The 26,522-nt window shown below is 36.3% G+C and carries 29 protein-coding genes and 1 pseudogene; 6 read left to right on the top strand and 24 right to left on the bottom strand.

Annotated elements, in window-relative coordinates; translation table 11 throughout:
* Positions 1-143 precede the first annotated feature (143 nt).
* The 7 genes from pyk to dnaE form a co-directional block, all read right to left on the bottom strand.
* Entirely contained in the window at positions 144-1,901 is a 1,758-nt protein-coding gene (pyk, locus tag AC0NJG_RS23545) for a pyruvate kinase (protein ID WP_087954125.1), read from the bottom strand.
* 53 nt (positions 1,902-1,954) lie between these two features.
* Positions 1,955-2,914, bottom strand: coding sequence for a 6-phosphofructokinase (pfkA, locus tag AC0NJG_RS23550; protein ID WP_000821163.1), 960 nt, complete (start codon positions 2,912-2,914; stop codon positions 1,955-1,957).
* Positions 2,915-3,042: 128 nt separating this feature from the next.
* Positions 3,043-4,017 (bottom strand): acetyl-CoA carboxylase carboxyl transferase subunit alpha, encoded by a 975-nt coding sequence (gene accA, locus AC0NJG_RS23555; protein ID WP_474063527.1) that lies wholly within the window; start codon positions 4,015-4,017, stop codon positions 3,043-3,045.
* Complete coding sequence (accD, locus tag AC0NJG_RS23560) at positions 4,005-4,874, bottom strand: acetyl-CoA carboxylase, carboxyltransferase subunit beta (protein ID WP_060632501.1); 870 nt, start codon at positions 4,872-4,874, stop codon at positions 4,005-4,007. Before accD ends, accA begins: the two co-directional genes overlap by 13 nt.
* A gap of 185 nt (positions 4,875-5,059) precedes the next feature.
* Complete coding sequence (locus AC0NJG_RS23565; protein ID WP_087954123.1) at positions 5,060-5,704, bottom strand: FadR/GntR family transcriptional regulator; 645 nt, start codon at positions 5,702-5,704, stop codon at positions 5,060-5,062.
* A gap of 14 nt (positions 5,705-5,718) precedes the next feature.
* Complete coding sequence (gene ystJ / locus AC0NJG_RS23570) at positions 5,719-6,927, bottom strand: NADP-dependent malic enzyme (protein ID WP_011199012.1); 1,209 nt, start codon at positions 6,925-6,927, stop codon at positions 5,719-5,721.
* A 133-nt stretch (positions 6,928-7,060) separates the two neighbouring features.
* Complete coding sequence (gene dnaE, locus AC0NJG_RS23575; RefSeq protein WP_087996667.1) at positions 7,061-10,387, bottom strand: DNA polymerase III subunit alpha; 3,327 nt, start codon at positions 10,385-10,387, stop codon at positions 7,061-7,063.
* A gap of 42 nt (positions 10,388-10,429) precedes the next feature.
* Between dnaE and AC0NJG_RS23580 the strand changes: the two genes are divergently transcribed.
* Both AC0NJG_RS23580 and ytrI read left to right on the top strand, forming a co-directional pair.
* Positions 10,430-10,843 (top strand): YtrH family sporulation protein, encoded by a 414-nt coding sequence (locus AC0NJG_RS23580; protein WP_001998397.1) that lies wholly within the window; start codon positions 10,430-10,432, stop codon positions 10,841-10,843.
* A complete protein-coding gene (ytrI, locus tag AC0NJG_RS23585; RefSeq protein WP_001265736.1) occupies positions 10,840-11,343 on the top strand; it encodes a sporulation membrane protein YtrI in 504 nt (167 codons plus the stop codon). Before AC0NJG_RS23580 ends, ytrI begins: the two co-directional genes overlap by 4 nt.
* 50 nt (positions 11,344-11,393) lie before the next feature.
* Here ytrI and AC0NJG_RS23590 read toward each other — a convergent pair whose 3' ends face one another.
* Positions 11,394-12,326, bottom strand: coding sequence for a DHH family phosphoesterase (locus AC0NJG_RS23590; protein WP_087954121.1), 933 nt, complete (start codon positions 12,324-12,326; stop codon positions 11,394-11,396).
* A 239-nt stretch (positions 12,327-12,565) separates the two neighbouring features.
* On the opposite strand from AC0NJG_RS23590, the gene AC0NJG_RS23595 reads away from it, so the two are divergent.
* Positions 12,566-12,871 carry a YtpI family protein gene (locus AC0NJG_RS23595; protein ID WP_087954120.1) on the top strand — a complete coding sequence of 102 codons (306 nt, stop codon included), beginning with the start codon at positions 12,566-12,568 and terminating at the stop codon, positions 12,869-12,871.
* 7 nt (positions 12,872-12,878) lie between these two features.
* On the opposite strand, the gene AC0NJG_RS23600 is transcribed toward AC0NJG_RS23595, so the two are convergent.
* The 4 genes from AC0NJG_RS23600 to AC0NJG_RS23615 all read right to left on the bottom strand — a co-directional run bounded on the left by AC0NJG_RS23600 (position 12,879) and on the right by AC0NJG_RS23615 (position 16,058).
* Positions 12,879-13,142: a DUF3949 domain-containing protein gene (locus tag AC0NJG_RS23600; RefSeq protein WP_000099739.1), complete on the bottom strand. Its 264-nt coding sequence runs from the start codon at positions 13,140-13,142 to the stop codon at positions 12,879-12,881.
* 89 nt (positions 13,143-13,231) lie between these two features.
* The gene (locus AC0NJG_RS23605) at positions 13,232-14,173 is read right to left on the bottom strand and encodes a phosphotransferase enzyme family protein (protein ID WP_474063528.1); all 942 of its coding nucleotides are present in this window, start codon (positions 14,171-14,173) and stop codon (positions 13,232-13,234) included.
* 98 nt (positions 14,174-14,271) lie between these two features.
* A complete protein-coding gene (locus AC0NJG_RS23610) occupies positions 14,272-14,595 on the bottom strand; it encodes a hypothetical protein (RefSeq protein WP_087954117.1) in 324 nt (107 codons plus the stop codon).
* 149 nt (positions 14,596-14,744) lie between these two features.
* Positions 14,745-16,058, bottom strand: a complete 1,314-nt coding sequence (locus tag AC0NJG_RS23615) for a CBS domain-containing protein (RefSeq protein ID WP_087954116.1) — start codon at positions 16,056-16,058, stop codon at positions 14,745-14,747.
* Between the two features lie 247 nt (positions 16,059-16,305).
* Here AC0NJG_RS23615 and AC0NJG_RS23620 point away from each other — a divergent pair, with 247 nt between their 5' ends.
* Positions 16,306-16,464 carry a hypothetical protein gene (locus AC0NJG_RS23620; RefSeq protein WP_173601164.1) on the top strand — a complete coding sequence of 53 codons (159 nt, stop codon included), beginning with the start codon at positions 16,306-16,308 and terminating at the stop codon, positions 16,462-16,464.
* Positions 16,465-16,504: 40 nt separating this feature from the next.
* Here the strand turns inward: AC0NJG_RS23620 and AC0NJG_RS23625 are convergent, their stop codons facing one another.
* A complete protein-coding gene (locus AC0NJG_RS23625) occupies positions 16,505-17,188 on the bottom strand; it encodes a metal-dependent hydrolase (protein WP_173601219.1) in 684 nt (227 codons plus the stop codon).
* A gap of 149 nt (positions 17,189-17,337) precedes the next feature.
* Between AC0NJG_RS23625 and pepQ the strand changes: the two genes are divergently transcribed.
* Positions 17,338-18,435 (top strand): Xaa-Pro dipeptidase, encoded by a 1,098-nt coding sequence (pepQ, locus tag AC0NJG_RS23630; RefSeq protein WP_000994026.1) that lies wholly within the window; start codon positions 17,338-17,340, stop codon positions 18,433-18,435.
* Positions 18,436-18,462: 27 nt separating this feature from the next.
* Here pepQ and AC0NJG_RS23635 read toward each other — a convergent pair whose 3' ends face one another.
* Both AC0NJG_RS23635 and AC0NJG_RS23640 read right to left on the bottom strand, forming a co-directional pair.
* Positions 18,463-18,834 (bottom strand): DUF3221 domain-containing protein, encoded by a 372-nt coding sequence (locus AC0NJG_RS23635; RefSeq protein ID WP_173601218.1) that lies wholly within the window; start codon positions 18,832-18,834, stop codon positions 18,463-18,465.
* A 244-nt stretch (positions 18,835-19,078) separates the two neighbouring features.
* Positions 19,079-19,381: pseudogene (locus tag AC0NJG_RS23640) on the bottom strand (hypothetical protein); the annotation flags it as partial.
* Between the two features lie 93 nt (positions 19,382-19,474).
* Here AC0NJG_RS23640 and AC0NJG_RS23645 point away from each other — a divergent pair.
* Complete coding sequence (locus AC0NJG_RS23645; protein WP_087954110.1) at positions 19,475-20,302, top strand: DUF2785 domain-containing protein; 828 nt, start codon at positions 19,475-19,477, stop codon at positions 20,300-20,302.
* A gap of 14 nt (positions 20,303-20,316) precedes the next feature.
* On the opposite strand, the gene AC0NJG_RS23650 is transcribed toward AC0NJG_RS23645, so the two are convergent.
* The 9 genes from AC0NJG_RS23650 to AC0NJG_RS23690 all read right to left on the bottom strand — a co-directional run bounded on the left by AC0NJG_RS23650 (position 20,317) and on the right by AC0NJG_RS23690 (position 26,427).
* Entirely contained in the window at positions 20,317-20,523 is a 207-nt protein-coding gene (locus AC0NJG_RS23650) for a hypothetical protein (RefSeq protein WP_001248905.1), read from the bottom strand.
* A gap of 63 nt (positions 20,524-20,586) precedes the next feature.
* On the bottom strand, positions 20,587-21,600 hold the full coding sequence (locus tag AC0NJG_RS23655; protein ID WP_173601217.1) for an anti-sigma factor: 1,014 nt from the start codon (positions 21,598-21,600) through the stop codon (positions 20,587-20,589).
* Positions 21,581-22,090, bottom strand: a complete 510-nt coding sequence (locus tag AC0NJG_RS23660; RefSeq protein WP_474063529.1) for an RNA polymerase sigma factor — start codon at positions 22,088-22,090, stop codon at positions 21,581-21,583. The genes AC0NJG_RS23655 and AC0NJG_RS23660 overlap by 20 nt, the downstream gene beginning before the upstream one ends.
* Before the next feature lie 123 nt (positions 22,091-22,213).
* Positions 22,214-22,558: a DUF6176 family protein gene (locus AC0NJG_RS23665; protein WP_087996657.1), complete on the bottom strand. Its 345-nt coding sequence runs from the start codon at positions 22,556-22,558 to the stop codon at positions 22,214-22,216.
* Positions 22,555-23,349 carry a GNAT family N-acetyltransferase gene (locus AC0NJG_RS23670; RefSeq protein WP_474063530.1) on the bottom strand — a complete coding sequence of 265 codons (795 nt, stop codon included), beginning with the start codon at positions 23,347-23,349 and terminating at the stop codon, positions 22,555-22,557. The genes AC0NJG_RS23665 and AC0NJG_RS23670 overlap by 4 nt, the downstream gene beginning before the upstream one ends.
* On the bottom strand, positions 23,346-23,678 hold the full coding sequence (locus AC0NJG_RS23675; RefSeq protein WP_061656386.1) for a cupin domain-containing protein: 333 nt from the start codon (positions 23,676-23,678) through the stop codon (positions 23,346-23,348). Before AC0NJG_RS23675 ends, AC0NJG_RS23670 begins: the two co-directional genes overlap by 4 nt.
* 44 nt (positions 23,679-23,722) lie before the next feature.
* On the bottom strand, positions 23,723-24,148 hold the full coding sequence (locus AC0NJG_RS23680; RefSeq protein WP_087996653.1) for a hypothetical protein: 426 nt from the start codon (positions 24,146-24,148) through the stop codon (positions 23,723-23,725).
* 140 nt (positions 24,149-24,288) lie between these two features.
* Positions 24,289-25,422, bottom strand: coding sequence for an alanine dehydrogenase (gene ald / locus AC0NJG_RS23685; protein ID WP_001219405.1), 1,134 nt, complete (start codon positions 25,420-25,422; stop codon positions 24,289-24,291).
* A 213-nt stretch (positions 25,423-25,635) separates the two neighbouring features.
* A complete protein-coding gene (locus AC0NJG_RS23690; RefSeq protein WP_474063531.1) occupies positions 25,636-26,427 on the bottom strand; it encodes an SDR family oxidoreductase in 792 nt (263 codons plus the stop codon).
* Between the last annotated feature and the right edge of the window lie 95 nt (positions 26,428-26,522).

Raw genomic sequence — 26,522 nt, forward strand, 5'->3', positions numbered from 1 at the left:
CACTACATGAAATCCGAATATGCTTTCCTATCAAATTTCATAATAAACAGCTTTCAAAAGCAATTTCAGACGCCTCAAGCTAGTTCTATCTCATTTTTTGTGTAAAAAAAAGAGAAGGACTCCGACCCTTCTCTCCGTATTACTTATAGCACTTCCGCATGTCCATTATAAACAATTCCGCGTGCTGCATCAACTGTTACTTCTTGGCCATTTTTTAAAGTTGTTGTTACGCCGTTTACACCAACGATAACAGGAATACCGATTGATACACCTACAACAGCCGCATGGCTTGTTAGACCGCCTTCTTCTACAACTAGAGCAGCAGCTTTTTCGATTGCAGGAATCATATCTTTATCAGTGCTTGTTGTAACAAGGATATCACCTTCGTTTACGTTCGCTACAGCTTCAGCAGCTGTTTTCGCTACAACTACTTTACCTTTTGCAGCTTTACGACCGATTCCTTGTCCTTTAGCAACTTCTTCACCAACAACGTGGATTTTCATTAAGTTTGTTGTACCAGTTTCAGCAACCGGAACACCAGCAGTGATTACTACAGTGTCTCCAAGTCCGATTAGACCTGCATCCATACCTGTTTGAATCGCTGTATCTAACATTTCGTCAGTAGAAGCTGCGCGCTTCTCAGCCATAAATGCTTGTACACCCCAAACAAGTGCAAGACGACGTCCTACTTGCTCGTCAGATGTTACAGCTACGATTGGAGATTTTGGACGGTATTTAGAGATCATTTTCGCAGTATATCCACTTTCTGTTGGAGCTACGATTGCAGCTACATCAAGAGCAAGTGCTGTATGCGCAACAGATTGGCTAATTGCATCTGTAATTGTTGGAGTGAACTCTTTAATACGTTTTTTGAACATATCTTCATATTGTAATGATTTTTCAACACGTACTGCAATGTTAGCCATCATTGTTACTGCTTCTACTGGGTATTGTCCAGCAGCTGTTTCACCTGAAAGCATGATTGCATCTGTACCATCGAAGATTGCGTTAGCTACGTCACTTGCTTCCGCACGAGTTGGACGTGGGTTACGTTGCATAGAATCTAACATTTGTGTTGCAGTAATAACTGGTTTACCTAACACGTTACATTTTTTAATTAGACGTTTTTGTACTAACGGTACTTCTTCTGGTGGAATTTCTACACCCATGTCACCACGAGCTACCATTAAACCGTCAGAAACTTCTAAGATTGAATCGATGTTGTCGATACCCTCTTGGTTTTCGATTTTTGGTACGATTTGGATGTACTGAGCGTTATGCTCTTCTAATAATTCACGGATTTCTAATACGTCAGCTGCTTTACGTACGAATGAAGCTGCGATGAAATCAACTTTTTGCTCGATACCGAAAATGATATCTTTTACGTCTTTTTCAGTGATACCAGGAAGCTTAATGCTTACGTTTGGTACGTTAACACCTTTTTTATTTTTTACAGTTCCGCTGTTAAGAACTTTTGTACGGATGTTTCCGTCAGCTTTGTCGATTACTTCTAGCTCGATAAGACCGTCATCGATTAGAATGCGAGAACCTGGGTCTACATCGTCATAAAGACCAGCGTAAGATACAGAGAACTTCTCTGCAGTACCTAATACTTGCTCAGTAGAAAGAACTACTTCTGCACCTGTTACAAGCTCAGCTTGTCCGTCTACGAAGTCGTGAGTACGGATTTCTGGACCTTTTGTATCAAGTAAGATACCAACTGTTTTACCAGTTTTCTTTGAAGCTTCACGAATGTTTTTAATACGAGCGCCGTGCTCTTCATGGCTACCATGAGAGAAGTTTAAACGAGCAACGTTCATACCTGCTTCGATTAATTGCTCTAATTTTTCAATACTTTCACTAGCAGGACCTATAGTACATACAATTTTAGTTTTACGCATATTGCACCTCCGAAAATTATGAAACCGTTCCCAAATATCCGACATTAAGTCGATTAGATGGATAATTCTTTAGATAATTGATACATATCTTTATCGATTGTATGCTTTTGAGCTAACGCTTCGATAATATCATGATCAACAAGTTTGTTATCTTGAATACCTACACAACGTCCACCTTTACCAGCAATTAATAATTCAACTGCTCTTGCGCCAAGACGGCTTGCTAATACACGGTCTTGTGCACTTGGTGATCCACCACGTTGTACGTGACCTAATACAGTTACGCGAGTATCAAAGTTTGTTGCTTCTTCAATGTGCTTACCGATGTCAATTGCACTTCCAACACCTTCAGCTACAACGATAATACTGTGTTTTTTACCACGTTCACTACCGCGCTTCAGACGAGCGATAACATCTTCCATGTCATACTCTTCTTCTGGAATTAAGATTGTTTCCGCACCATCAGCTAAACCAGCCCATAATGCGATATCACCAGCGTGACGTCCCATTACTTCGATAACATATGTACGTTCATGAGATGTAGCTGTGTCACGAATTTTATCAATTGCATCAATAACAGTGTTTAAAGCTGTATCGAAACCAATTGTGAAGTCTGTTCCAGGGATATCATTGTCAATTGTACCTGGTACACCAACACATGGGAATCCTTGTTCAGTTAATTTTTTAGCGCCTTGGTAAGAACCATCTCCACCAATAACAACAAGTCCTTCGATACCGTGTTTCTTTAATTGCTCGATACCTTTTAGTCGTACTTCTGGGTCTTTAAACTCAGGACATCTTGCTGTATATAATTTCGTACCACCGCGGTGGATAATATCGCCAACAGAACCTAGTTCTAATTTTTCAATGTGACCAGAAATTAATCCAGCGTATCCATGGTAAATACCATATACTTCAATATCATGGAAAATCGCTTTACGAACAACTGCACGAATGGCAGCATTCATACCAGGTGAATCTCCACCACTTGTTAATACACCAATACGTTTCATTTGTACTCACCTCATAAAGATTATTTGCCTTATAATAAAATAACACGAAAAAATATAAAAATACAATGGAGAAGATGTGTCTTTTCATAATAAAAACGTGCATTCGCGAAGTGGAACGCACGCTTTTCTTATTTTATCCAAATGGAAGCGTTTGAAAACGAAACTTGCCCAATTTTCATATATTTTTCATAACGTTTTTCGATTAATTCATCTTTCGAAATTCCGTTTAATTGTTCAAAAGTTTTTCTAATTATTAAGTCTATATTTTCTGACTGTTTCAAAATATTACGGTGTGCTCCACCTTTTGTCTCTGGAATAATTTCGTCAATTACACCTAATTCTTGCAAATCTGCTGCTGTAATTCTCATCGCCTCTGCAGCTTCCTTTGCTTTTCCTGCATCTTTCCAAAGAATTGCGGCTGCACCCTCTGGCGTAATAACAGAATAAGTGGAATTTTCTAGCATATGAATGTAATCTCCTACTCCAAGACCTAGCGCACCACCACTACCACCTTCGCCGATAACGATACAAATAACAGGTACCGTTAAGCCTGCCATTTCAAATAAATTGCGGGCGATAGCTTCACTTTGACCCCGTTCTTCAGCAGCTTTACCAGGATAGGCTCCTTTCGTATCAATAAAACAAATAATTGGACGATTGAACTTTTCCGCCTGCTTCATTAAACGTAATGCTTTTCGATATCCTTCTGGGTGAGGCATCCCAAAATTACGGCGAATATTTTCTTTCGTATCTTTTCCGCGTTGATGCCCGATTACAGTTACAGGCATCCCTTTATACTTCGCAATGCCGCCGACAATCGCTGCATCATCGCCAAATAGACGATCTCCATGACATTCAAAAAAATCAGTAAATAAGTTCTCAATATAATCGAGCGTTGTCGGTCGTTCTGCATGACGAGCAATTTGAACACGGTCCCATACTTTCATATTTCCGTATATATCTTCCTCTAAATTTTCTAGCTTGTCTTCCAAAATACGAATCTCCTCACTGAAGTCCATCTGGCTGTTTTTCGTATAGTCTTTCAGTTCACGAATCTTATTTCTTAGCTCAACAACTGGTTTCTCAAATTCTAGCTCTGCCATACAGCCATTTCCCCTCCTTGATGAACTTCTAAAATCTTACGAAGCGATTCTCTCATATCATCACGATGTACCACCGCATCTAATTGACCATGTTCTAGTAAGAATTCTGCTGTTTGGAAATCTTCCGGTAGTTTCTCACGCACGGTTTGTTCAATTACACGTCTACCAGCAAATCCGATTAGCGCCCCTGGTTCTGCAAGATTATAATCACCAAGTGAAGCGAAACTCGCTGAAACCCCGCCCGTCGTTGGGTGAGTCATAACAGAAATAAATAATCCTCCTGCATTACTATGCTTTTTCAAAGCTACGCTTGTTTTTGCCATTTGCATTAAACTTAATATCCCTTCTTGCATACGGGCACCACCCGAAGCAGTAAAGATAATAAATGGAACTTGTAAGTCGTACGCCTTTTCAACCGCACGGGCAATTTTTTCTCCTACAACAGAGCCCATGCTCCCCATTCGAAAACGAGAATCCATTACTGCAACAACAACAAGCATGTCATCAATTGTTCCTTCACCAGTTACAACCGCTTCGTTCAATTCAGTCTTCTTACGATCGCTCTCTAGTTTCTCTTCATAATCTGGAAACTCGAGTGGATTTAATGAAACCATTTCTTTGTCATACTCACGGAATGACCCTTCGTCCAATATACTATCAAGACGTTCCCATGCATTCATAGGATGATGATACCCACAATTCACACATACTTTTAAATTTTTTAGAAGCTCTTTCGTATACATGATTTTTTTACATTTCGGACATTTTGTCATAACGCCGTCTGGTACATCTTTTCGTACTTGTTCTGAAGGTATTGCAGCGTACTTTTTCTTTTTCACGAATAAATCTCTTAGCACAATTTGACCCCCTTCGTTGAGAGCTAAGGTTAGCGTAAGAAGAAAATTGGGCTAACACCAAAGTTTGATGTTAGCCTTATCTTCTCAATCTGTCTAATAACCTCACTCTTTACGTTTAACTTTAACCGCTACGCGATAGAATGTTTGTCATAACGTGTCATGGTCATTTCGACAAATTTTATACATTACGAGTGAAACTGTATATTCTCTACTAATTCATCGTAAATTTTTAGTGCATCATTTTCTTGTTTTCCTTCCAAAATAGCGTAAAGCTTTCTATACATATCGATAGAATCTCCTGAAACTTTACAAGAAAGAGTTGATACGTAATCATTTACGATCATCCAAATGCGATATAGTAAATAATTATCGACTTGTTCAATAAGTGTTTTAAAGAACGTTTGGTGAAGCATTGGAATTGAGTTTTCATTTCCTTCAAGCACTTGATGTAATTTACTTAGCACTTTAGAAAACGTTTCTTTCGGTAAATTACATACAATTCGAATCATATCTTTCTCAAGCAATCGTTTTGTTTGTAATAAATCACGAATTGTTTTCTCATCTTGCAGCAAGAACGGAGCAATCAATTGTACAAGACCGTTATCGTAAAAGTTTCGAATAAACGTCCCTTCACCACGTCTCGTTTCAATTAATCCTACAAGTTCTAAAGCTCGCAACGCTTCTCTTACAGAGGAACGTCCTACGTTTAAACGTGAACTTAACTCACGCTCAGACGGCAAACGATCCCCTGCTACCAATCCATCCTCTTCCATAATGGAACGGATTTTTTTTACAATTTCGAGATATACTTTTGTATTTGATGATGTCAATGGAAATTCCTCGCTTATTCTTTACCAATCAGCGCTAATTGTTTTGTTTTCTCAGCAACTTCATTTGGATCTACTTGACGGCGAGCTACTCCTGTCTCCATTGCAGCTTTCGCAACGTAAGCTGCTACTTGAGGCGCTACACGCGCGTCAAACGGTGCTGGAATGATATAGTCTGCATTTAACTCATCTTCTGCTACAAGCTCAGCAATAGCCTGTACAGCTGCCATCTTCATTTCTTCATTAATTTGTGTCGCATGTACGTCAAGTGCACCGCGGAAAATACCAGGGAACGCTAGTACATTATTTACTTGGTTTGCGAAGTCAGAACGACCCGTTCCAACAACAGCTGCGCCCGCTGCTTTTGCCAATTCTGGCATAATTTCTGGAACTGGATTCGCCATTGCAAAAATAATCGCATCGTCATTCATTGTACGAACCATCTCTTCTGTTAATGCACCTTCTGCAGATACACCAATGAATACGTCCGCACCTTGTACAACATCAGCTAAAGAACCTTCGATACGATTCTTATTTGTATATTTTGCCACTTCATCCTTCACCGGATTCATACCTGTAGGACGACCTTCATAGATCGCGCCTTTACGGTCACACATAATAATGTCGCGTACGCCATAGCGATATAAAAGTTTAATAATTGCAATACCTGCTGCACCTGCGCCATTTGCGACAACTTTAATGTCAGACATTTTCTTTCCAACTAATTTTAGCGCGTTCACAAGACCTGCTACTGTTACGATAGCTGTTCCGTGTTGATCATCATGGAAGATAGGAATATTTGTTTCTTTTTTCAAACGTTCTTCAATAATGAAGCAGTTTGGTGCTGCGATATCCTCTAAGTTAACGCCGCCAAAAGTTGGCTCCATTAATTTTACAGTTTCAACAATTTTATCTACATCGTTTGTATTTAAGGCAATTGGGAATGCATCTACACCAGCAAAACTCTTGAATAATACAGCTTTACCTTCCATTACTGGAAGAGATGCTTCAGGTCCGATGTTACCAAGACCAAGTACAGCCGTTCCATCAGTCACAACTGCTACCATATTTCCCTTCATCGTATATTCATATACCTTACTTTTATCGTCATAAATTTCTTTACAAGGTTCTGCAACCCCTGGAGAATATGCAAGACTTAAATCTTTTGCATTTTCTACTTTTACTTTTGATACAGTTTCTAATTTTCCTTGATGCACTTTATGCATGTGAAGTGCTTCTTCACGAAGTGTTGACAAACTATCCACTCTCCTCAAATTATTCTTGCTGATATCAACTTCTCCAAGTGGTCTGACCACGAACACTACTACTATAATAATCGAAGTGTAGGGAAATTGTCCATTATATTTTCACAACCACATTTTCTTCCCCGACAATTTCACGAAGTGCTCCTAAACATTCTTCACTTGGATGAATCGATAAACTTCGAGATAATTGTACCATTTTATGTTCCTTTTCATAATAAATTAGTACTTTCGCAAAACCCGAATAGTCAAACAATATTTTAGTAACCTGATTTAAAAGCTTTTTCTCATATTGAGACGGCAATTTCACGTAAACAGACGCATCTTTTTTTCCCTCATACACATCCATTTCTTCTAACGGATATAGTCCATTTACAATCCATTGTAGCTTATGATTTCTAAGCTCAATCGTGCCGTCAACTAACACAATTGCTCCTTCTTGTAACTTATCTGAGAAATGTATATACGTTTCGGGGAAAAGAACTGCTTCCATTTCATCATTTTGATCACAAAATGTAATAAATGCCATCTTTTGCAACTTTTTCGTACGAATCACTCTCACGCTTGTTATGTACACGATAGCTCTTTGTACTTTTTTCTTATGTCGCATCGCCTGAGCAAGAGATGGAATTTCTAATTCTTTCGCTAACTTCACATACTGCGCTGTCGGATAGCTTGATAAATAAAAACCTAGTACTTCCTTCTCTTTATTTAACTGTTCAATAAAAGAGAGCTCTTCTCCTTGTACGTATTTTGATTTTGGAACAGCATCTCCTAAATCACGTGCAAGATTGGCATACTCTAAAGCTCCTTTAAGACTTTTCCATAAATTCGTTCTCGAAACACCAAAATCGTCAAAACATCCAGACCAGACGAACGCCTCTAAATTTCGCTCTGTTACAAACTTTGATGGCATGCGCAGACAAAATTCAAATAAATCTTCAAACATTTTTTTCTCTCGTTCTTCGATTAATGCCGTCACTGTAGCCATTCCGATGTTTCGAATGGAAAGTAAGCTGTAACGTATCGCATTTCCTTCTATTTGGAAATTATAACCACTTCTCTGAAGAGACGGCGGCAAAACATGAAAACCTTTTCGCTTCGTTTCTCGTATATACTGCACAATCTTATCTTCATTTCCAATTGCACTCGATAATAGTGCCGTCATAAATTCCAACGTATAATTCGCTTTTAAATAGGCAAGTTGATATCCAATCATACTGTAGGCTACAGCGTGACTTCGGTTAAAACCGTAATTTGCGAATCTTACAATTAAATCGTAAATTTTCTCTGCAGATGTCTCATCATAACCATTTTGTAAACACCCTTGCACAAAATGCCTACGTTCCTGATCTAAAATATCACGATTTTTTTTACTCACTGCACGGCGTAATAAATCTGCTTCTCCGAGCGAAAAGCCCGCCAACTTCGACGCAATTTGCATAATTTGTTCTTGGTATACAATTACACCATATGTTCTTTCTAAAATCGGTTTTAAGTCCGGATGTAAATATTCAATTTTTCTTTTTCCATGCTTTGATTCAATAAAGGTTGGAATTTGTTCCATCGGTCCTGGTCTATATAACGAGTTAACAGCGACAATATCTTCAAATTCATTCGGCTTTAACCCGCGAAGTACATTTCGCATACCACCTGATTCAAGCTGGAATACACCTGTTGTATCCCCTCTACCTAACAATTGGAATGTCTTTTCATCTTGAAGTGGTAAATTTCTTATATCGATTTCTTTCCCTGTTTTTTGCACAATAAACTTTATAATATTTTCAAGTAACGTTAAATTACGTAATCCTAAAAAGTCCATCTTGAGCAACCCAAGTTCTTCTAATGCATCAGCTGGGTATTGCGTAACATACACATCGTTATGCCCTTCTTGAATTGCAACACTTCCGGTTAATGGCTCTTGGCTCATAATAACGCCAGCTGCATGAATAGACGTATGACGCGGTAAGCCTTCTACACGTTTTGCAATTTCAAACACACGCTCATGCAAAAGGTTTCCTTGTATAAACTCACGGAGTGACTGAGATTCCTCATATGCATCTTTTAACGTTATACCAAGCTTTGATGGGATAAGTTTTGAGAATATGTCGATATCTCGCGGCGGAAGCCCCATTACACGCGCAATATCTCTAATTGCCGCTTTCGCTGCCAGCGTCCCGAACGTTACAATTTGAGCAACACGAAGCTGACCATATTTATCTTTCACATATCGAATCATCTCATCACGTCTTATATCGGGAAAATCGATATCAATATCTGGAAGTGTCACACGTTCGGGGTTTAAAAACCTTTCAAATAATAGATCGTATTCAATTGGATCAATATCTGTAATTTCTAATACGTAAGAAACGAGTGAGCCAGCCGCTGATCCACGACCTGGTCCTGTTAAAATATGATTTTCATGCGCGTACTTCATAAAATCCCAGACAATGAGGAAATAATCACTAAACCCCATGCTAGAAATCACGTTTAATTCATGATTCAAACGCTTTATATGTACTTCTTTCGGCGTACCATAACGTTTCTGCAATCCTTCTTCACAAACGCGGCGTAAATACATATCATTCGTTTCGTTAGATGGAACAGGGAATTTCGGTAATTGATTTACATGAAACGGTATTTCTACTCTGCAACGTTCTGCAATTTCTACTGTGTTATAAATCGCTTCTTCTACGTGAGAAAATAGTGCTTCCATTTCATCTGATGATTTTAAATAATATTGATCTGTTTTCAGCTTCGGCCTATCTGGATCCGTCATTTTCGTTCCACTTTCAACAGATAATAAGCATTCATGAACGAGTGCGTCACTTTGATTGATGTAGCGTACATCGTTTGTTGCAACGACCGGGACATTTATCCTACTCATAAATGCAGGTAATTTCTCTTGCAGAAGCAGTTCATCTTGAATCGCATGATGCTGTAAACTCATATAAAAATTGCCGAACATATTTTGATACATACGAGCTACTTCTTCAGCTTGACTCTCTTTGTCTTCTAATAATAATTGTTCAATTTCCCCATCTTTACCTGGTGAAATAGCAATTAATCCTTTCGCATAATGTGCAAGCCATTTCTTAGGAATACCTTCTTTTGACTTCGTCATAATGCTACTAGAAATTTTCAATAAATTTTGATAACCTATTTCATTTTCAGCAAGTAAGACAAGCGGATAAGACTTTTCTTCTTCTTCACTAAAAATAGAAGCTGTTAAACCGATAATAGGATGTATACCATGTTTCTTACATGCTTTATAAAACGGAATAACGCCATACATAACATTTTCATCCGTAATAGCTAGCGATGAATAACCGAGCTCTTTCGCCCTAACTACAAGCTCATCAATTTTACAAGCACTTTTTAATAAACTAAAAACGGTTTGACATTGTAAATGCACAAACTTCACTGTTGTACCCTCTCTTTACCTATTTGACTACTTTTATTATAGGTGAAGAGGAAAGAGGAAATCAAAACATACTTCTTATACTTTGTCCATATATATGAAGAAGAAAGGGGAATGACGATGGATGTAAGAGAACACACTTTTTTCTCTCTGCTTATTATTAGTTATTTTATTGCCTTTGGGGTTATACTTGGTGGTTCATTAATTGGTGGATTTGGTGCATTTCTTATCGGAAAACCAACTCTAACTTACATTAATCAATTCGCCCAAAATTTAAGAATTTGGGCACTCGTTGCAGCGATTGGCGGAACATTTGATACTTTTTATAGTTTTGAAAGAAGTTTCTTTGGCGGGGATATGAAAGATATCGTAAAACAAATTCTCCTTATTTTTTTCGCAACAGGTGGTATGCAAACCGGTCTTATTATTATTAAATGGCTAACGCAGGAACATGTATGAGAGTACCAAGTGCCAATACAGCAAAAAGATGGTATTTAGTTTTAGCTGGCGCTGCTGTTGGAGGCGTGTTGAGCTGGTTTATTTTTTTGTACATATACGGTGTTTTTCAAGAAGAACAAGCTAGTAAAATAGCAGAACAAAGAGAAATTATAGAAAAACAAGAAGCAAAGCTCCACGTCCTTCTCGAAGACCAAGAAAAATTGAATACTGAAAATAAACGGCTCTTAACCATTCAAGAGATTAAAATAAAACTTATAAATCGAGAAAAATACGATTTAGACAATCTTACACTCGAAAATATGACTACATCTATCCATAATGACCTCCAGCATCTTTTAACGAAAAACATACAAAGTATCGCAAAAAATAAAGACCTACTCAAAAAAGTAATCGAAAACAAGACGTACAAACATTACGATCGGCTATACCGTTTTAAAGTCGATACAATATCTTTTGATACCGTGCTTGAAATTAGCATTACGATAGAGAAAGAAAAATAAAGAAGGAGGGCTTAGCGCCACTCCTTCTTTTCGTTCTAACATATAATTTCTTATTTACAAATCTCACGTAAATCAGCAAATAGACGATCCGCTTCTTCCCAAGAAGATGCTTTTGCACCAGAAGCCATCGGATGTCCTCCACCGTTATATTGCATTGCTAATTTATTTATAACTGGTCCTTTTGAACGAAGGCGAACACGAATCACATCGTCTTCCTCTAAAAATAGAACCCATGCCTTTAATCCATCAATATTACCAAGTGCTCCAACAACGCCGGATGCCTCAGAAGGAAGTACATCAAACTTTTCTAATACTTCTTTTGTTAATTTAATGTAAGCTGCTCCTTCTTCTACCATCGTAAAGTTTTGTAAAATATAACCGTTTAAACGAGCGATTTTTTCTTTTGTTTTATACATTTCATTGTATAAATCTGTGAATTTCACATCCATATCAACAAGTTCACTTACGTAACGAAGTGTTTTCGCTGTTGTATTCGGGAATAAGAAACGACCTGTATCCCCAACAATACCTGCTAAAATAAGACGAGCTGCTTCTTTTGTTATTTGTAATCCTTTATCTTTTCCATAATTATAAAACTCATAAATCATTTCGCTTGTAGAACTCGCTGTCGTATCTACCCACGTAATGTCTCCGTATGGATCTTCATTTGGATGATGATCAATTTTGATTAACATCTGCCCTTTTGTATAGCGTTGATCGTCAACACGTTCTTGGTTTGCTGTATCACAAACGATAACAAGCGCATTTTCGTATACACTATCTTCAATATCATCCATTACTCGTAAATATGCTAATGACGGTTCATTGTACCCAACCGTATAAATATTTTTCTCTGGAAACGATTCTTGTAGAATTGTACTAAGACCGCCCTGTGAACCTAACGCATCTGGATCCGGACGCACATGACGATGAATAATAATTGTATCAAACTCTTTAATTGCTCCTAAAATTTGCTCATGCATATGTATAATCTCCTTTTTATTCAACTTCTTCACTTTAACGTGCAGTAAAAGCCCAATGGCTGGGGCTAATTATTAGCGCGTGGAAACATCCCCACACTAATGAAAGTCTCACTTTATCCTCCATTATAACGGAAAGTATTTCATACATGCGAACAATTGCTTTATAATAAAAGTTAGAAAGTTTAGATATTTCTTTTTTCTCCACTATTATTTTTCATAAAGCGATGGGAGTGTGCATGATGCCAGTATTAGTCTTCTGTATTATTGTCTCATTTATGTTGTACCTCTTCTACAAAACAAAATACTTTCGTACAAACCGCCCAATGGAGAAAGGTTGGCTCTCAGGAAAATCAGCAATGGCACTCGGTTCATTCGTCTTATTCTTCGGGATAAACCAATTCTTTTTGGAACTTTCAACTGCTCGTATTATCGTTGGTGTTTTATTTGTTCTATTTGGTAGTGCAAGTGTATGTAATGGATTTCGCCAATATAAACATTTCTTACCATTAGCAGTTGAAGAAGCCGAAGTCTATGAAACAACGTAAAAAAGCATCAACATTGTGATGCTTTTTTACGTCCTCTAACTTTTAAAATCATATATGCAACAAACGCAGAAGGAATATTGAATGGATTGCCTTGTACATGGAGATGTAATTGTTCTTCCCCAAAAGACATTTTTTCATATAGCTCTCGCTGAGATAATCCTGTTTTTTTCTTTTTTTCATGTAAACCTTGTAAATATAAATATTGAATCGGTATCATCACAAGGAAGTAAAATAGTGCAATACTACCAAAAAAGAGTACTGTTGATGACATAATGCATACCACCTTCCAGAAATCCATTTTCTTACAATTAAATTATAACATAGTCTAGAATCTAAATGAATTAATATTCTGTTTTTTTATCATACAATTGTCTTACCGCCTAATTCCTCTTCCGCATACTGAATATACCTGCGAATAAAAGCAACAGGATTTTTTCTAATAGGTTCAATATCAAGTCTTAATGGAATTTTTCCAGCCATATAAAACAATCTTGAAGCAGTCCCAAGGCGAATGGTTGCTTCTGAAATATTTTCTCCATAGCCCATCATGAAATTACCCCATATCTTTTCTAACTGTCCCGAAGCAATTGAATGCAATCTAGGAACACCAATATCAAACTCTTTATACCCAAATCCGCATTCATCAAAATCGAGTAAATACCAATCCTCTTTATCTACAAGAACATTACCAAAATGCATATCACCATGAACGAATTGTTTTTCTCCTAGTTGAGTTGAATTTGTGAGTTCTAGCATTCTTTCTGCAATTCTCATGCACTTATTTTTATCCTCATAAGATAAAAACGAAGTATTTAATAAACATTGTAAAGGCTCGTGAATAATCTTTTGCTCGCTATATATAGGTCTTTCATAACCTTTCCAACCTTGTGGTACTTCCTTAAGTAAGTTATTTTCATTTTCATGAAACTTTCGCATTAATGATCCAAGTTTTTCATAATCTTTATCCTTCGGTTCTAAAATCTCGCTTCCGTTTATAAAACTAAAGACAACAAAATACTGGATACTCCTCTCATCTTTCCTAACAGATGTAATCCAATCCCCACTTTTATTTACAACTACTTCTGGTATTAACATTTGTTTTTGCAACGCTATTAACCAATGTATTTCAGCCTCTATTTGCTCAGCTGTATAACGTCCTTCTCTATACTGCCTAACTACAAGTTTATTTTTGTCCGATTCAAATATATATGTTTGATTTTCTCCCCCATGCAATAATGAAACTTCCGTAAAACTATTTAAATTATATTGCTTACATAACTGCTCTTTAATGTGAAAATCCATTCTTCTCCCCCTAGTTCGTATAGTGAAGTATAATAATAATTAATAGCTTATCTTATCGACTAATCACCAATTTTCTATCCGTACCGATACATATCCTGCTATTTTTTTACTTCTCTCCCAAAACTCTCACCGAACTTAAGTAATAGCTTCAAAATCCAATAAAACAAAATAAAGTTAAAGAAAAAGCCTAATGGATTAAACCAACATTCCCATCCACCATAATAAACAAACGTTTCAGCTGGTACACCAAAATAAAGAAAATCCGGCTTATTTTCTCCTGATATGGGAATAAAAGCACCTATACTAGTAAGAGTCAAACTTACAAAATACAACCTCTTTTTAAGACCATTCATTCTTCTATGCGTTAACACATGAATAATGATGAAACATACGACCACTAAAAAGAAAAGTATTCCACCCATTCGCTTCCTCCTTATCGCTATTCCACTTCCACATCTTCAAATTTTTTAGTATTTTTATTATAACTATGAAATGATACGCTATTTATTTTTTGTTTCTATCCTTTTAACAAAAAAAGATGGAACAAACCAAAACGATTTGTTCCATCTTTTTATTTATCGATCAATTGCACCATAAGTAATGCTTTCCCAACAACATTACCTTCATGATGTACTTCTACATCAACCTTACCAAATTTACGTCCTATTTCTAATACTTTCGGATGAACGGATACAACATTGTCAATTTGAACTGGTTTTACGAAATAAATTGTTAAGTTCTCAACAATTAAATCACTCTTCTTTTGCGCACGAATAACGCGATTCGTTGCTTCCGTCACAATCGTTGCGAATACACCGTAAGATAGCGTTCCGATTGAATTCGTCATTTGCGGTGTCACTGAAAATTGATATAGATGCTCATTTTTCGCTTCTTTCGGCGTCATGAATTGATTCGTTACAATATCATCGATTGTTTCGCCGACTTGCGGTTGACGCTGAATCATTTGCAATGCCTGCAGTACATCTTGACGGCTAATAATACCTTGCAACTTATTTCCTTCATCAACAACTGGAAGTAACTCAATACCTTCCCACACCATCATACGCGCCGCAGCTGCAACAGATATTTTTCCATTTACCGTAATTGGATGCTTTGTCATCACTTTATCAATTGGTGTTTCTTTCGCTACACCGATCATATCTTTTGAAGTTACAATACCTAATACCTTTTTATTTTCATCAACAATCGGATATCTTCCGTGCATCGTCTCTTCGTTATACGCATGCCATTGCTGCACTGTATCATCTGGCTTTAAATATAACGTTTCTTCAATTGGCGTTAAAATATCTTCAACGAGTACAATTTCTTTCTTAATCAGCTGATCGTAAATCGCACGGTTAATTAACGTTGCAACTGTAAATGTATCGTAACTACTTGAAATAATCGGCAGTTTTAATTCATCTGCTAATTTCTTCACATGATCTTCCGTATCAAATCCGCCCGTAATTAACACCGCAGCTCCGGTTTCTAACGCTAATTGATGTGCGTTCGTACGATTACCGACAATAAGTAAGTTTCCAGCTTCTGTATAGCGCATCATCGCTTCTAATTTCATTGCTCCGATTACGAATTTATTTAACGTTTTATGTAGTCCTTCTCTGCCTCCAAGTACTTGACCATCGACAATGTTAACGACTTCTGCATATGTCAGCTTTTCAATATTTTCTTTCTTCTTTTGTTCAATTCGAATTGTTCCGACACGTTCAATCGTACTAACATATCCTTTATTTTCTGCATCTTTAATTGCACGATAAGCTGTACCTTCACTTACACTCAAATCTTTTGCAATTTGCCTTACAGAAATTTTATGCCCTACTGGCAGGCTATTAATATGTTCTAAAATTTGGTTATGCTTGGTAGCCAAATGGTTTCACCATACTTTCTTTTCCCTAAATTCTTCATGTGTTGTATTTTCAGTATACTATATTTTCAAAACTGTTACACTCTCTCTTTGTATATCTGTACTATTTTTTTTATAACAAAATACGCCTTACATTACATCACTGCTTCCATTACAACAATGTAATGGTATTGTCATCTCGTTCAATAGTTTGTCCAGCCACTTCCATATACAATGAAGACAAGAAATGAAACAAAGGAGCGGATACATGATGAAAAAATTATTAGAAGTTGTAGGTGCTGTATTTTTAGCTTTCGTAGACGGGAAAAAAGTTGCAATGAAATTGAATGAAACACCTGAACAGCCACTTCCAAAAAGAAAAGAATCATCAAAACAAGTACAACCTTTACAAGCTGTCCTACACACGTAAAAAACCCTTCACTTGTCTTTTCAAATGAAGGGTTTCTTTTCTATAGTGTAATACTTTCTCCAGCTTCTAATACTTTCCCTGTACAATTTTGTAGCTTTTCTACAAATTGATATGGATCTTGTTTAATTACTGGGAACGTATTGTAATGCATCGGTACAACAGTTTTCGCCTGAACCCATTTTGCTGCTAAAACAGCATCTTCTGGTCCCATTGTGAAATTATCACCAATTGGTAAAAATGCTACATCAATGTTATTTAGTTCCCCAATTAATTTCATATCAGAGAATAGAGCAGTATCCCCTGCATGATACACAGTTTTTTCTTCTGCTGTAAATAAAATACCCGCTGGCATACCTGTATATGTAATCGTCTTATTATCTTCATCAATATAACTAGAGCCGTGGAATGCTTGTGTAAACTTCACTTTTCCGAAGTCAAATTCATGTGAACCACCAATATGCATCGGATGTGTTTTTACACCTTGCCAACTTAAAAATGTCGCTAGTTCAAATGGCGCCACTACAACTGCATTATTTTTCTTCGCGAGCTCTACTGTATCTCCAACATGATCACCATGTCCGTGCGATAAAAGAATCGCATCTACTTTTACATCTTCAGCCTTTAAATCTGTTTTCGGATTTCCCGTTAAAAATGGATCAATTACAATCACTTTTCCATTCGTTTCAATCTTTACAACTGAATGCCCATGATAAGATACTTTCATTATTACATTCCTCCCCTATTCACATTCTCACATTTTATTCTACATGATTTTTCAATTCCCTGTCTTTTCTAACATCTATTTACTTGTCATAACGCTTTCTTCCGAGTTAAAGTTATATTTGTAATTAAATATCTCGGGGGTGCCAATCGATGAATGCTAGATTAGAAAATTTAATGCAATGGCTAAAAGAAAAAAACGTAGAAGCTGCGTTCTTAACTTCTACACCAAACGTCTTCTACATGACAAACTTCCACTGTGAACCACACGAAAGACTTCTTGGTATGTTTGTATTCCAAGAAAAAGAACCTATTTTAATTTGCCCTAAAATGGAAGAAGGCCAAGCACGTAACGCTGGCTGGGCACATGAAATTATCGGATTTACTGATACTGACAGACCATGGGATATGATTGCAAAAGCAATTAAAGACCGCGGTATCAATGCAAACGCAGTTGCAATTGAAAAAGAACATTTAAACGTAGAGCGCTACGAAGAATTAACAAAACTATTCCCAAATGCAGCTTTCAAATCAGCTGAGGAAAAAGTTCGTGAACTTCGTTTAATTAAAGACGAAAAAGAACTTTCTATTTTACGCGAAGCAGCTAAAATGGCAGACTATGCTGTTGAAGTTGGTGTAAATGCAATTAAAGAAGATCGTAGCGAACTAGAAGTATTAGCAATTATTGAACACGAATTAAAAACAAAAGGCATACATAAAATGTCATTTGATACGATGGTATTAGCTGGTGCAAACTCTGCTCTTCCACACGGTATTCCAGGTGCAAACAAAATGAAACGCGGCGATTTCGTACTATTTGATTTAGGCGTTATCATTGATGGCTATTGCTCTGACATTACACGTACAGTAGCATTCGGCGAGATTTCTGAAGAACAAACTCGTATTTACAACACTGTACTTGCTGGACAACTACAAGCAGTTGAAGCATGTAAACCAGGTGTTACACTTGGCGCAATCGACAACGCTGCTCGTTCTGTTATCGCAGATGCAGGTTACGGCGACTTCTTCCCGCACCGCCTTGGTCACGGACTTGGAATTAGCGTACATGAATATCCAGATGTAAAAGCTGGCAACGAATCTCCATTAAAAGAAGGTATGGTCTTCACAATCGAGCCAGGTATTTACGTACCAAACGTAGGTGGCGTTCGTATTGAAGATGATATTTACATCACAAAAGACGGATCAGAAATTTTAACGAAATTCCCGAAAGAATTACAATTTGTGAAATAATAAAAAGGCAGCTTAATTGCTGCCTTTTTATTTCTCTACTATTTCGAATTTCTCTACTATCATTTTCGCTGGATAACTCTCAAGCGTTTGAGAAGACCATACTTTTATTTTACACCCTGTTTTTAATTGATTATATGCGCTTTTATCCTTAAAACTTAAAACCGTATGTGATAGATGTTCTTCATTCATTTGTTGTTCTATATAATTTTGTAACTCTACTTTTGTTTCAAACGTTTTACCATCGGCCAAAAACACTGTGTCATCTCTTAATATGATATACCCCTCTTTAGGTACATCTTTTACCGCTACTTGCTCTACTGATTTTGTAGTACACGCTGCTAATATGATTAGAACTACACCTAAAAACATGAACATAGAAAATTTCATATGCCTATCCATTCGCAACTCCTCACTCTACGCTATTTCGGCTTTAAAACCATCTTCTCCTCATACTTATCATCCCATTTAATCACAATCTCTATCGGTTCATCTTTAGATAAAGTGAAACTTTAATCAGTGGGGGTTTTGTTCATCCCCCACTGATTATTAGTTGAACCAATCGGACTTTTACGGACAGTTGATCCCCCACCTAACTTCTTTGCTTCCGCTGAATTTTGAGGTGGGGGTCTTACTGCCCGTTAAAGCGGGATAAAGGCGCGCAACTTACACAAGAAGACTTCATTTCAACCTTTGCTCCTTTATGATTTTCTGACGTTTGTGTCATTGTGCTAAAGGCTCCATTAATAGCAATCTCTAAATTCTTAAATTCTGTATTCCCATCTCCACCCTTATATTGAAACGTAAACACTCCATCTTCACTGTCATCCTTAATATGGCCTTTATATTGTCCCTTCCAACTTTTGATCTCGCTAGAAAAAGTAACATACGAAATCGAGCAGCTTCCTAAAAAGAAAATACTAATAAAAAAGAATAATGCTCTCTTCATCATGCCCCTCCATTCAAATGCACTTATTTATTGTCTATTTCGTCCTCTTATTATACTATTAAAATACAGAATTTTCTAAAATAGGAGGTTTATATGTTACAACAACAGTTAGAAGAAATTCGTAATAATAATTACATACTGGATAACACAATTAACATTGATTCTTTAAGTTCCAATATGCTTGAACACATCGGTGTTACCGATAGCTATTTAAGGGACAAACTTATTTACTCTACTTTTTATCATCTCATCAAAAAGGAATACCTTTCACACACGCAATTACAGAAACTACTATTAGAAAGCACCGGTGAAAAATATTTATTGTATAAGATTTATTCAAATGACGAAGATGCAGTATTTACCCGAGCATTTACAACATTATTAATTGCGCTCATTATTGACGCTGATACAAATCATAATTTCTTATCACAGAATGATATTTTAAATGTAAAAGATCAATTAATTCTATATATGAACAACGAGCATGATTTCCGCGGATATGTGCAAGACCACGGCTGGGCACATAGTATCGCTCATGCTTCCGATACATTTGAGGCGCTTGTGAATAGTCCTAAACTGGAAACTTTACATTACGAAGAAATATTACAAACTTTATTAAACAAAGTTTGTGTTCATTCCATCTATTACAAATATGAAGAAGATGAACGTATCGTTTATCCGATTGTCGCAATGCTGCAAAATGACCTAAAGGAAGAAGTACTCATATTAGCCCTTCATGATTTAGTCGCTCAATTACAAGTAAAAAAATCCACGCTACATATTGAATCATACGAATTTCTATACGGAAATATAAAATCTTTCTTACGTAGCTTATTTTTCAGATTACGTACACTGTCTATATGTAAAGAAACTGAATATGAAATTGAAAAATTGCTACAAGAGCTTCCAAAATATTATTAAAAAAAGAAGGCCACTTAAAAAGTGCCTTCTTCTATTTCACTAATATTTAATTGAAATTTCACGATCCAAACTGAGAAAAGGTGGACAAGAAGCGCAAACGCCATACATGCTCCGCTTAAAAAAGTTAGTATAGGATGCGAATACACGTGCCCTAATCCATAAGATATCGCCACGAAAAACATTGTTATGTAAATATAAATTGCTCCATGTATTTGCCTCATATGAACCTCCTTTTCATATATTATAACATAAATTTTCTGATTATTCACATTAATAGGCTGTAATTAATATTTCTCAACTGTTACACCTCTAACAGCAGCCTTAATATATGGTGCTCCTTGTAAACTTTGTAAATCCTCTGTTTTGCCTGTTACGACTACACCGTATATTGGTAGGTCTTTTGGTTCAGTGTTTTTTATTTCATCATAGTTTGTCCTAAAATATTCTTGATATCCCCCTTTATTTTCACTTAAAGATTTCATAGATTCAAGAAACCCCGCTGAGTTTCCTTTCATATCCTCGTACTCATCTTCCTTCTTATCAGCATAACTCCCCTTAAAACCAAAAATATTCATCGATACCTCTGCATTTAAAACTGCTCCGGTTTCAGGATCTGCTAGTCCTGTATATGTCTCTGCCTTCGTTTCATCGTATGTATCTACCCAAAGCCACACAGGTCGTATTCCTTCAGGAAGCATTTTTACTACTTCCTCCGCTGTATATGCCTTATCAAAAGATAGTGCCACCTCTGCAACTTTATTCTGTAATTCACTAATCCTCTCTAAATCATTCACATAGTTTAAATACTTTACAAAAGGTAAATAAAACCGCATTTCTCTTTGCATTGTCTGTCTATTGTAATCTTGTCTTGTAGCAAATTCTGATTGTTTATTTATATTCTCTTCTTCTAAACCTGTATTTCCATTATCATTTTTTTGACTATAACCAAAAATCGAATACTCATAAATTTCATCAATCCATTTAACTGGTTGTCCTTGAATGTTTTTATAAGAACTGTACATCATTGTACCGCTAGCTATTCCCATACTTAGCTTTGTATGTCCATTAAAAATAATATTAGGCCCTTGAACACTGTGTCTTAAATATACTCTCTGATCCATTTCTTGCTTATTCTTCTCGTTAAAATAAATTAACAAACTCATACTACCTGTAATCAAGACTAATGTCACAACTACTGAAATCACGAGATTTCGCCAAAACTGCTTCCTCTTTGCCTTCTTCATCAAAGTCTTCATCTGCTTATCATCCATATTTAAATCAAAGTCCTTCCGACTCATCGTTTCTCCTCCTATACAATTTTTTAAATTGATTTCTTGCACGGTACAAACTTGTTTTCACTGTTTCTTCTTTCATACTTAATAAAATAGCAATTTCCTTATAAGATAGTTCATACTCATATTTCAACAGTAAAATATGACGATAATCCTCCGTCATCGTCTCCAATATTTCTTGTACCTCGCCTTGTAGTTCACTTGTTAAAAGCACTTCATCTAACGACTTTTGACCAATAAGAACGACAGATTCAATCGCAATGGGATTTAGTCTTTTTTCTTTTCGATGTATATCTCGGTGCTGATTGATCGCAACTCTAAAGAGCCACGGTGTTAAATGCTCTAATGGTATTTCCCCCATAAGTAATAAAGCTTTGTACAACGTATCTTGCACAATATCCTCCGCTTCTTTTCTATCTGCTCCAATCTTAATTAAATATCCAAACACAGCTTTTGACTTCTCTATTAATAATTTTTCAAACGTATCATGGCTCATCCTGCTCTCCTTTCTATATACTCAACGTTTGAGAGCGTAAAATGTATACAGCTTTTCTAAAATTTTTTTTCATAATAAAAAGCACATCTATTTTGATGCGCTTCTCTCCAACCTACTATTCTATTATTTCATCGCTTCCTTCACAACACCTTGAATCATAACAACTTCTGTTTTCATATCAACAGAAGGTGCTTCTTCATCAATACACTCATACCAAAACGCTAAGTGCTTTTTATCAATTTCATGATGAGAATTTTCGACAAGGGCCCCGCCTTCTCCTTGCACAGAATACCAATATAAGTACTCTTCTCCATCTCTTATTTCCCGGAAAATTGTCTCAACGTACATCTTTTCGTCATTTAATGTCAAAAGTACTTCTTTCATATTGTCATTAAGAAGCTGCATCCATTCATCTACACGATGACTTTTACCAGGCTTTACTTTAAATCTCGTTAATTCTACATTCATTTTTTTTCCCCCGTTTTCTTACGTACAAATAAACTATATTCTACTGGATTATGAAAACTTAATTTGTTAGCTAATTTTCGCGAAGAAATATTGTCTACATAACAATCCCAGCACGGTGTAATATCATTTTGCATGCAATGTTCAATGAACCGTGTTGCAACAGATTGTGCTAATCCTTTCCCTTGATATGCTTCTTGCGTCACAATATCAATTTCAGCAAATCCATTCCCGTTAAATATTGAAACACATTCCGCTACAATCATTCCCTCTTGTTCTATACAAAATCCAAAACCACCGTTTAAAAACGTTTCTTTTGATCCCCAGTATTCTTTGTAGTACTCCTCTGTAAACTCACTGCTTCGTTCTATATCTCTTCTATCAATACGCTTCACTTCATATGTATTTTTGCTACAATCTCGTTTTCTTTCTTCAAAGGTTACGCTTTGAAATTTCATTCGCGGAATGTTCCGAAGTACATGACTAAAACGCTCTTCAATCATCATTTCCCACTCGTCACTCGAAGTGAACAATGTAAATCTCTTCTCTGTTTTTTCAATAACTATTTTTAAATAAGAAAATAAATCTTCGTTATAATTTTGATCACATGTATCACCAAACAAATAATAAATACCATTCACTGTACGAATTAGTCCTGCTGTTAATTTTTCGTTTGCAAAAACCTCACCATCTATCATTTGATCACATACAGCATAAGCAAACGTCGTTGTTTTTATATGACTTTCTAAAATCGGAAGAATTTTTCTATACTCGGCTACAGCTAATCGTTTCATAATTGCTCCACTTTAATCGTATCCGCCTCTATATTTTCAAAACAAAGATTTACCGTTCTCTTTAATGCTCTCGTTCTATGAATCGTGCATGCTGGAATTAAAATAGAATCATTTGGCTTTAATACCGCTGTTTCTCCATCTTCAAAATCGATAAGTAATTCTCCCTCTAGTACAATAAATAATTCATCCGAATTAGAATGATAGTGCCAATCATATTCACCAGTAAATACAGCGATTCGTAAGCAATGATTATTCACGTTTGAAACAACGAAGTTTCTATGTTGATCTTGAATGTCCTTTGTTAATTCTATTAAGTTCACAGTTTCCATCTTTCGTCTCATCCTTTCATTAGTCGTTCTTCTGAAAAACTAGCTTAGTCTCCACCACCTCCGCAATCTCCTCCACCATCACTTGAGCTGCTACAATCGTTGCTACTGTAGTCACCGAATCCACTTGATGAGCTTGCATAATAAGACGAATTTCTTTTCTTTTTTTGTACTTTTTTTCCACCATTCTTATTAGTTGATAGTAATGTTCCAAACACTAAAACATGTACTAAAATAGCTAACATTAAAAAAATAATAAGTACAAATACATGTAAAGATAAATTTGAAACTGGTAACTTAATTAAGTTAATAAAAATAATACCCATGACAATAAAATACATAACATTCGCCGCATCTATTAAACCACTTGCAATTTTAGACCTAGGCTTCTTTTTCGTAACTACTAACTCATGTTTACTCCTTATCACTCCTCTTTGTTTTTTATGCTTCCTTCGCTTACTTTTTCTGCCCAATCTAATCCCTCCCTTCAAAAGTTTATATAATTCTAAATTATCACAATCACTAAATATTTATAGTAATATACAACAATTTTTTACAATTTTTTTATAAAAAAAGACCCTCCTCATAAAGGAAGGTCTCAAATGTATTTCTATTATGATAAAGCAGGAGCTTTCTCAAGAAGCTCTTTCGCATCAGCGTATTGTAAGCCGTGCGCTTCTGCAACCGCTTCGAATGTTACATATCCATCTAATGTATTAATACCTTTTAATAATGCAGTGTTGCCTAAGCAAGCATCTTTATAGCCTTTGTTCGCAATTTGTACTGCATATGGTACTGTTACGTTTGTTAATGCAAGAGTTGATGTACGTGGAACCGCACCTGGCATATTAGCAACTGCATAATGAACAACGCCATGTTTTTCGTAAGTTGGGTTGTCGTGAGTTGTAATACGGTCAGTTGTTTCGAAAATACCACCTTGGTCAATCGCGATATCTACAACGACAGAACCTGGTTCCATTGATTGAATCATTTCTTCTGTTACAAGTTTTGGCGCTTTTGCCCCTGGAATTAATACTGCACCAATAACAAGATCAGATTCTTTTACAGCTTCTGCAATGTTGTATGGATTAGACATTAATGTTTTTACTTGGTTACCGAAAATATCATCTAATTGACGAAGACGTTCTGCACTTAAGTCAATGATTGTTACATCTGCACCTAAACCTACTGCAATCTTAGCTGCGTTTGTACCAGCTTGACCACCGCCGATAATTGTTACTTTGCCGCGTTTTACCCCTGGAACGCCTGCAAGTAAAATACCTTTACCACCTTTGTTTTTCTCAAGGAATTGTGCACCGATTTGTGCAGACATACGACCTGCTACTTCACTCATAGGTGCAAGTAATGGTAGTGAACGATTGTCTAATTGTACTGTTTCGTATGCAATTGATACAACTTTGTTATCAATTAATGCTTTCGTTAATTCTGGTTCTGGAGCTAAGTGTAAGTATGTGAATAAAATTAAACCTTCACGGAAATAGCCGTATTCACTTGCTACTGGCTCTTTTACCTTCATAACCATATCTTGATTCCATGCTTCTTCAGCAGTTTCTACAAGTTTCGCACCAGCTTGTACGTATTCTTCATCTGTAAAGCCAGATCCTAAACCTGCTCCTTTTTGAACAAAAACTTCGTGACCATTTTGTACTAAATGTACTGCTCCCGCTGGCGTCATTGCCACGCGGTTTTCATTGTTTTTAATTTCTGTTGGAATACCGATACGCATGATTAGTTCCCCCTTGAGTTATGAAATGACCCCTGAATCATTTTTTAAAGCGCTTTCTACGCTCTTATATTTTAACATAATATCTCAATATTTGACAAAAAATAATACAAGTTTTCCGATAGATTTAATCTTACATGAAAGGACAGTATTATCCGCACCTCTTTGCATAAAGGATAAACTGTCCAATTATTCGAAACTTCTCTTTATTTTTCTCTATCGATGTCTATGAATAACATCAACTGCACTAGTCACTTCAATAATTGTACCGGTAATCATATCGGAATCGTCCTCACATAAAAACGCAATCGTTCTTGCAATATCTTCACCTGTTCCAGATCTACCAACTGGTGTGTTATGTTCTTTCAACTGACGTGCTTCTTGAATCGTCGCTTCTTTCATTTCACCAATAATATCACCAGGACATACCATGTTTGCAGTAATACCATATTCAGCTTCTTCGTAAGCAACTGTTTTCGTTAATGAAACAAGTCCTACTTTCGCTGCGGCAAAAGCTGAACGATAAATCCATCCCGGTGCGCTATCCGCCCCTTGAAATCCGTAATTAATAATACGGCCAAAGTTCTGTTTTCTCATAACCGGAACGACAAGTTTCAACAAATGAAATACCGCTGTTAAATTACCCTGAATCATTTCATTCCATTCATCTTCTTCATAATCGACTAACTTTTTTCGTTCAAATACATATGGACCAGCATTATTAATTAAGAAATCAATTTTGCCAAAACGGCTTATCGCTTCTTCTACTATTTTATGTAAATCTTCCTTTTTCGTGACATCCGCTTGCACGAATTGTAGACGCTCTTCCATATTTTTATATGTTTCTTTCATCTTTTCCATAGCCGTGATATCGCTATGATACGTTACTGTTACTGAATATCCTTTAGCCAATAACTTTTCTGTTACTTGCTTTCCTAAACCTTTCGTACCGGCTGTAATGAGCGCATGTCTCACAAAACTGCCTCCTTTTAAATTGCTATAGTTCATATGTAACAAGTTCTCGCACCAATTACAACTAAAATGAATCAAAACAGAGTTTTCGAAATTCTGTAACGTTTCCGACAAGCACATTACCAAAATTT

The sequence above is a fragment of the Bacillus sp. SSR7 genome (assembly GCF_055902415.1).

Excerpts from the sequence above, each read along its gene's own strand:
- pyk (WP_087954125.1), bottom strand. The coding sequence starts at position 1,901 with ATGCGTAAAACTAAAATTGTATGTACTATAGGTCCTGCTAGTGAAAGT.
- pfkA (WP_000821163.1), bottom strand. The coding sequence starts at position 2,914 with ATGAAACGTATTGGTGTATTAACAAGTGGTGGAGATTCACCTGGTATG.
- accA (WP_474063527.1), bottom strand. The coding sequence starts at position 4,017 with ATGGCAGAGCTAGAATTTGAGAAACCAGTTGTTGAGCTAAGAAATAAG.
- ystJ (WP_011199012.1), bottom strand. The coding sequence starts at position 6,927 with ATGCATAAAGTGCATCAAGGAAAATTAGAAACTGTATCAAAAGTAAAA.
- ytrI (WP_001265736.1), top strand. The coding sequence starts at position 10,840 with ATGAGAGTACCAAGTGCCAATACAGCAAAAAGATGGTATTTAGTTTTA.
- AC0NJG_RS23590 (WP_087954121.1), bottom strand. The coding sequence starts at position 12,326 with ATGCATGAGCAAATTTTAGGAGCAATTAAAGAGTTTGATACAATTATT.
- AC0NJG_RS23595 (WP_087954120.1), top strand. The coding sequence starts at position 12,566 with ATGCCAGTATTAGTCTTCTGTATTATTGTCTCATTTATGTTGTACCTC.
- AC0NJG_RS23600 (WP_000099739.1), bottom strand. The coding sequence starts at position 13,142 with ATGTCATCAACAGTACTCTTTTTTGGTAGTATTGCACTATTTTACTTC.
- AC0NJG_RS23605 (WP_474063528.1), bottom strand. The coding sequence starts at position 14,173 with ATGGATTTTCACATTAAAGAGCAGTTATGTAAGCAATATAATTTAAAT.
- AC0NJG_RS23610 (WP_087954117.1), bottom strand. The coding sequence starts at position 14,595 with ATGGGTGGAATACTTTTCTTTTTAGTGGTCGTATGTTTCATCATTATT.
- AC0NJG_RS23620 (WP_173601164.1), top strand. The coding sequence starts at position 16,306 with ATGAAAAAATTATTAGAAGTTGTAGGTGCTGTATTTTTAGCTTTCGTA.
- AC0NJG_RS23625 (WP_173601219.1), bottom strand. The coding sequence starts at position 17,188 with ATGAAAGTATCTTATCATGGGCATTCAGTTGTAAAGATTGAAACGAAT.
- pepQ (WP_000994026.1), top strand. The coding sequence starts at position 17,338 with ATGAATGCTAGATTAGAAAATTTAATGCAATGGCTAAAAGAAAAAAAC.
- AC0NJG_RS23635 (WP_173601218.1), bottom strand. The coding sequence starts at position 18,834 with ATGGATAGGCATATGAAATTTTCTATGTTCATGTTTTTAGGTGTAGTT.
- AC0NJG_RS23645 (WP_087954110.1), top strand. The coding sequence starts at position 19,475 with ATGTTACAACAACAGTTAGAAGAAATTCGTAATAATAATTACATACTG.
- AC0NJG_RS23650 (WP_001248905.1), bottom strand. The coding sequence starts at position 20,523 with ATGAGGCAAATACATGGAGCAATTTATATTTACATAACAATGTTTTTC.
- AC0NJG_RS23655 (WP_173601217.1), bottom strand. The coding sequence starts at position 21,600 with ATGAGTCGGAAGGACTTTGATTTAAATATGGATGATAAGCAGATGAAG.
- AC0NJG_RS23660 (WP_474063529.1), bottom strand. The coding sequence starts at position 22,090 with ATGAGCCATGATACGTTTGAAAAATTATTAATAGAGAAGTCAAAAGCT.
- AC0NJG_RS23665 (WP_087996657.1), bottom strand. The coding sequence starts at position 22,558 with ATGAATGTAGAATTAACGAGATTTAAAGTAAAGCCTGGTAAAAGTCAT.
- AC0NJG_RS23670 (WP_474063530.1), bottom strand. The coding sequence starts at position 23,349 with ATGAAACGATTAGCTGTAGCCGAGTATAGAAAAATTCTTCCGATTTTA.
- AC0NJG_RS23675 (WP_061656386.1), bottom strand. The coding sequence starts at position 23,678 with ATGGAAACTGTGAACTTAATAGAATTAACAAAGGACATTCAAGATCAA.
- ald (WP_001219405.1), bottom strand. The coding sequence starts at position 25,422 with ATGCGTATCGGTATTCCAACAGAAATTAAAAACAATGAAAACCGCGTG.
- AC0NJG_RS23690 (WP_474063531.1), bottom strand. The coding sequence starts at position 26,427 with ATGAACTATAGCAATTTAAAAGGAGGCAGTTTTGTGAGACATGCGCTC.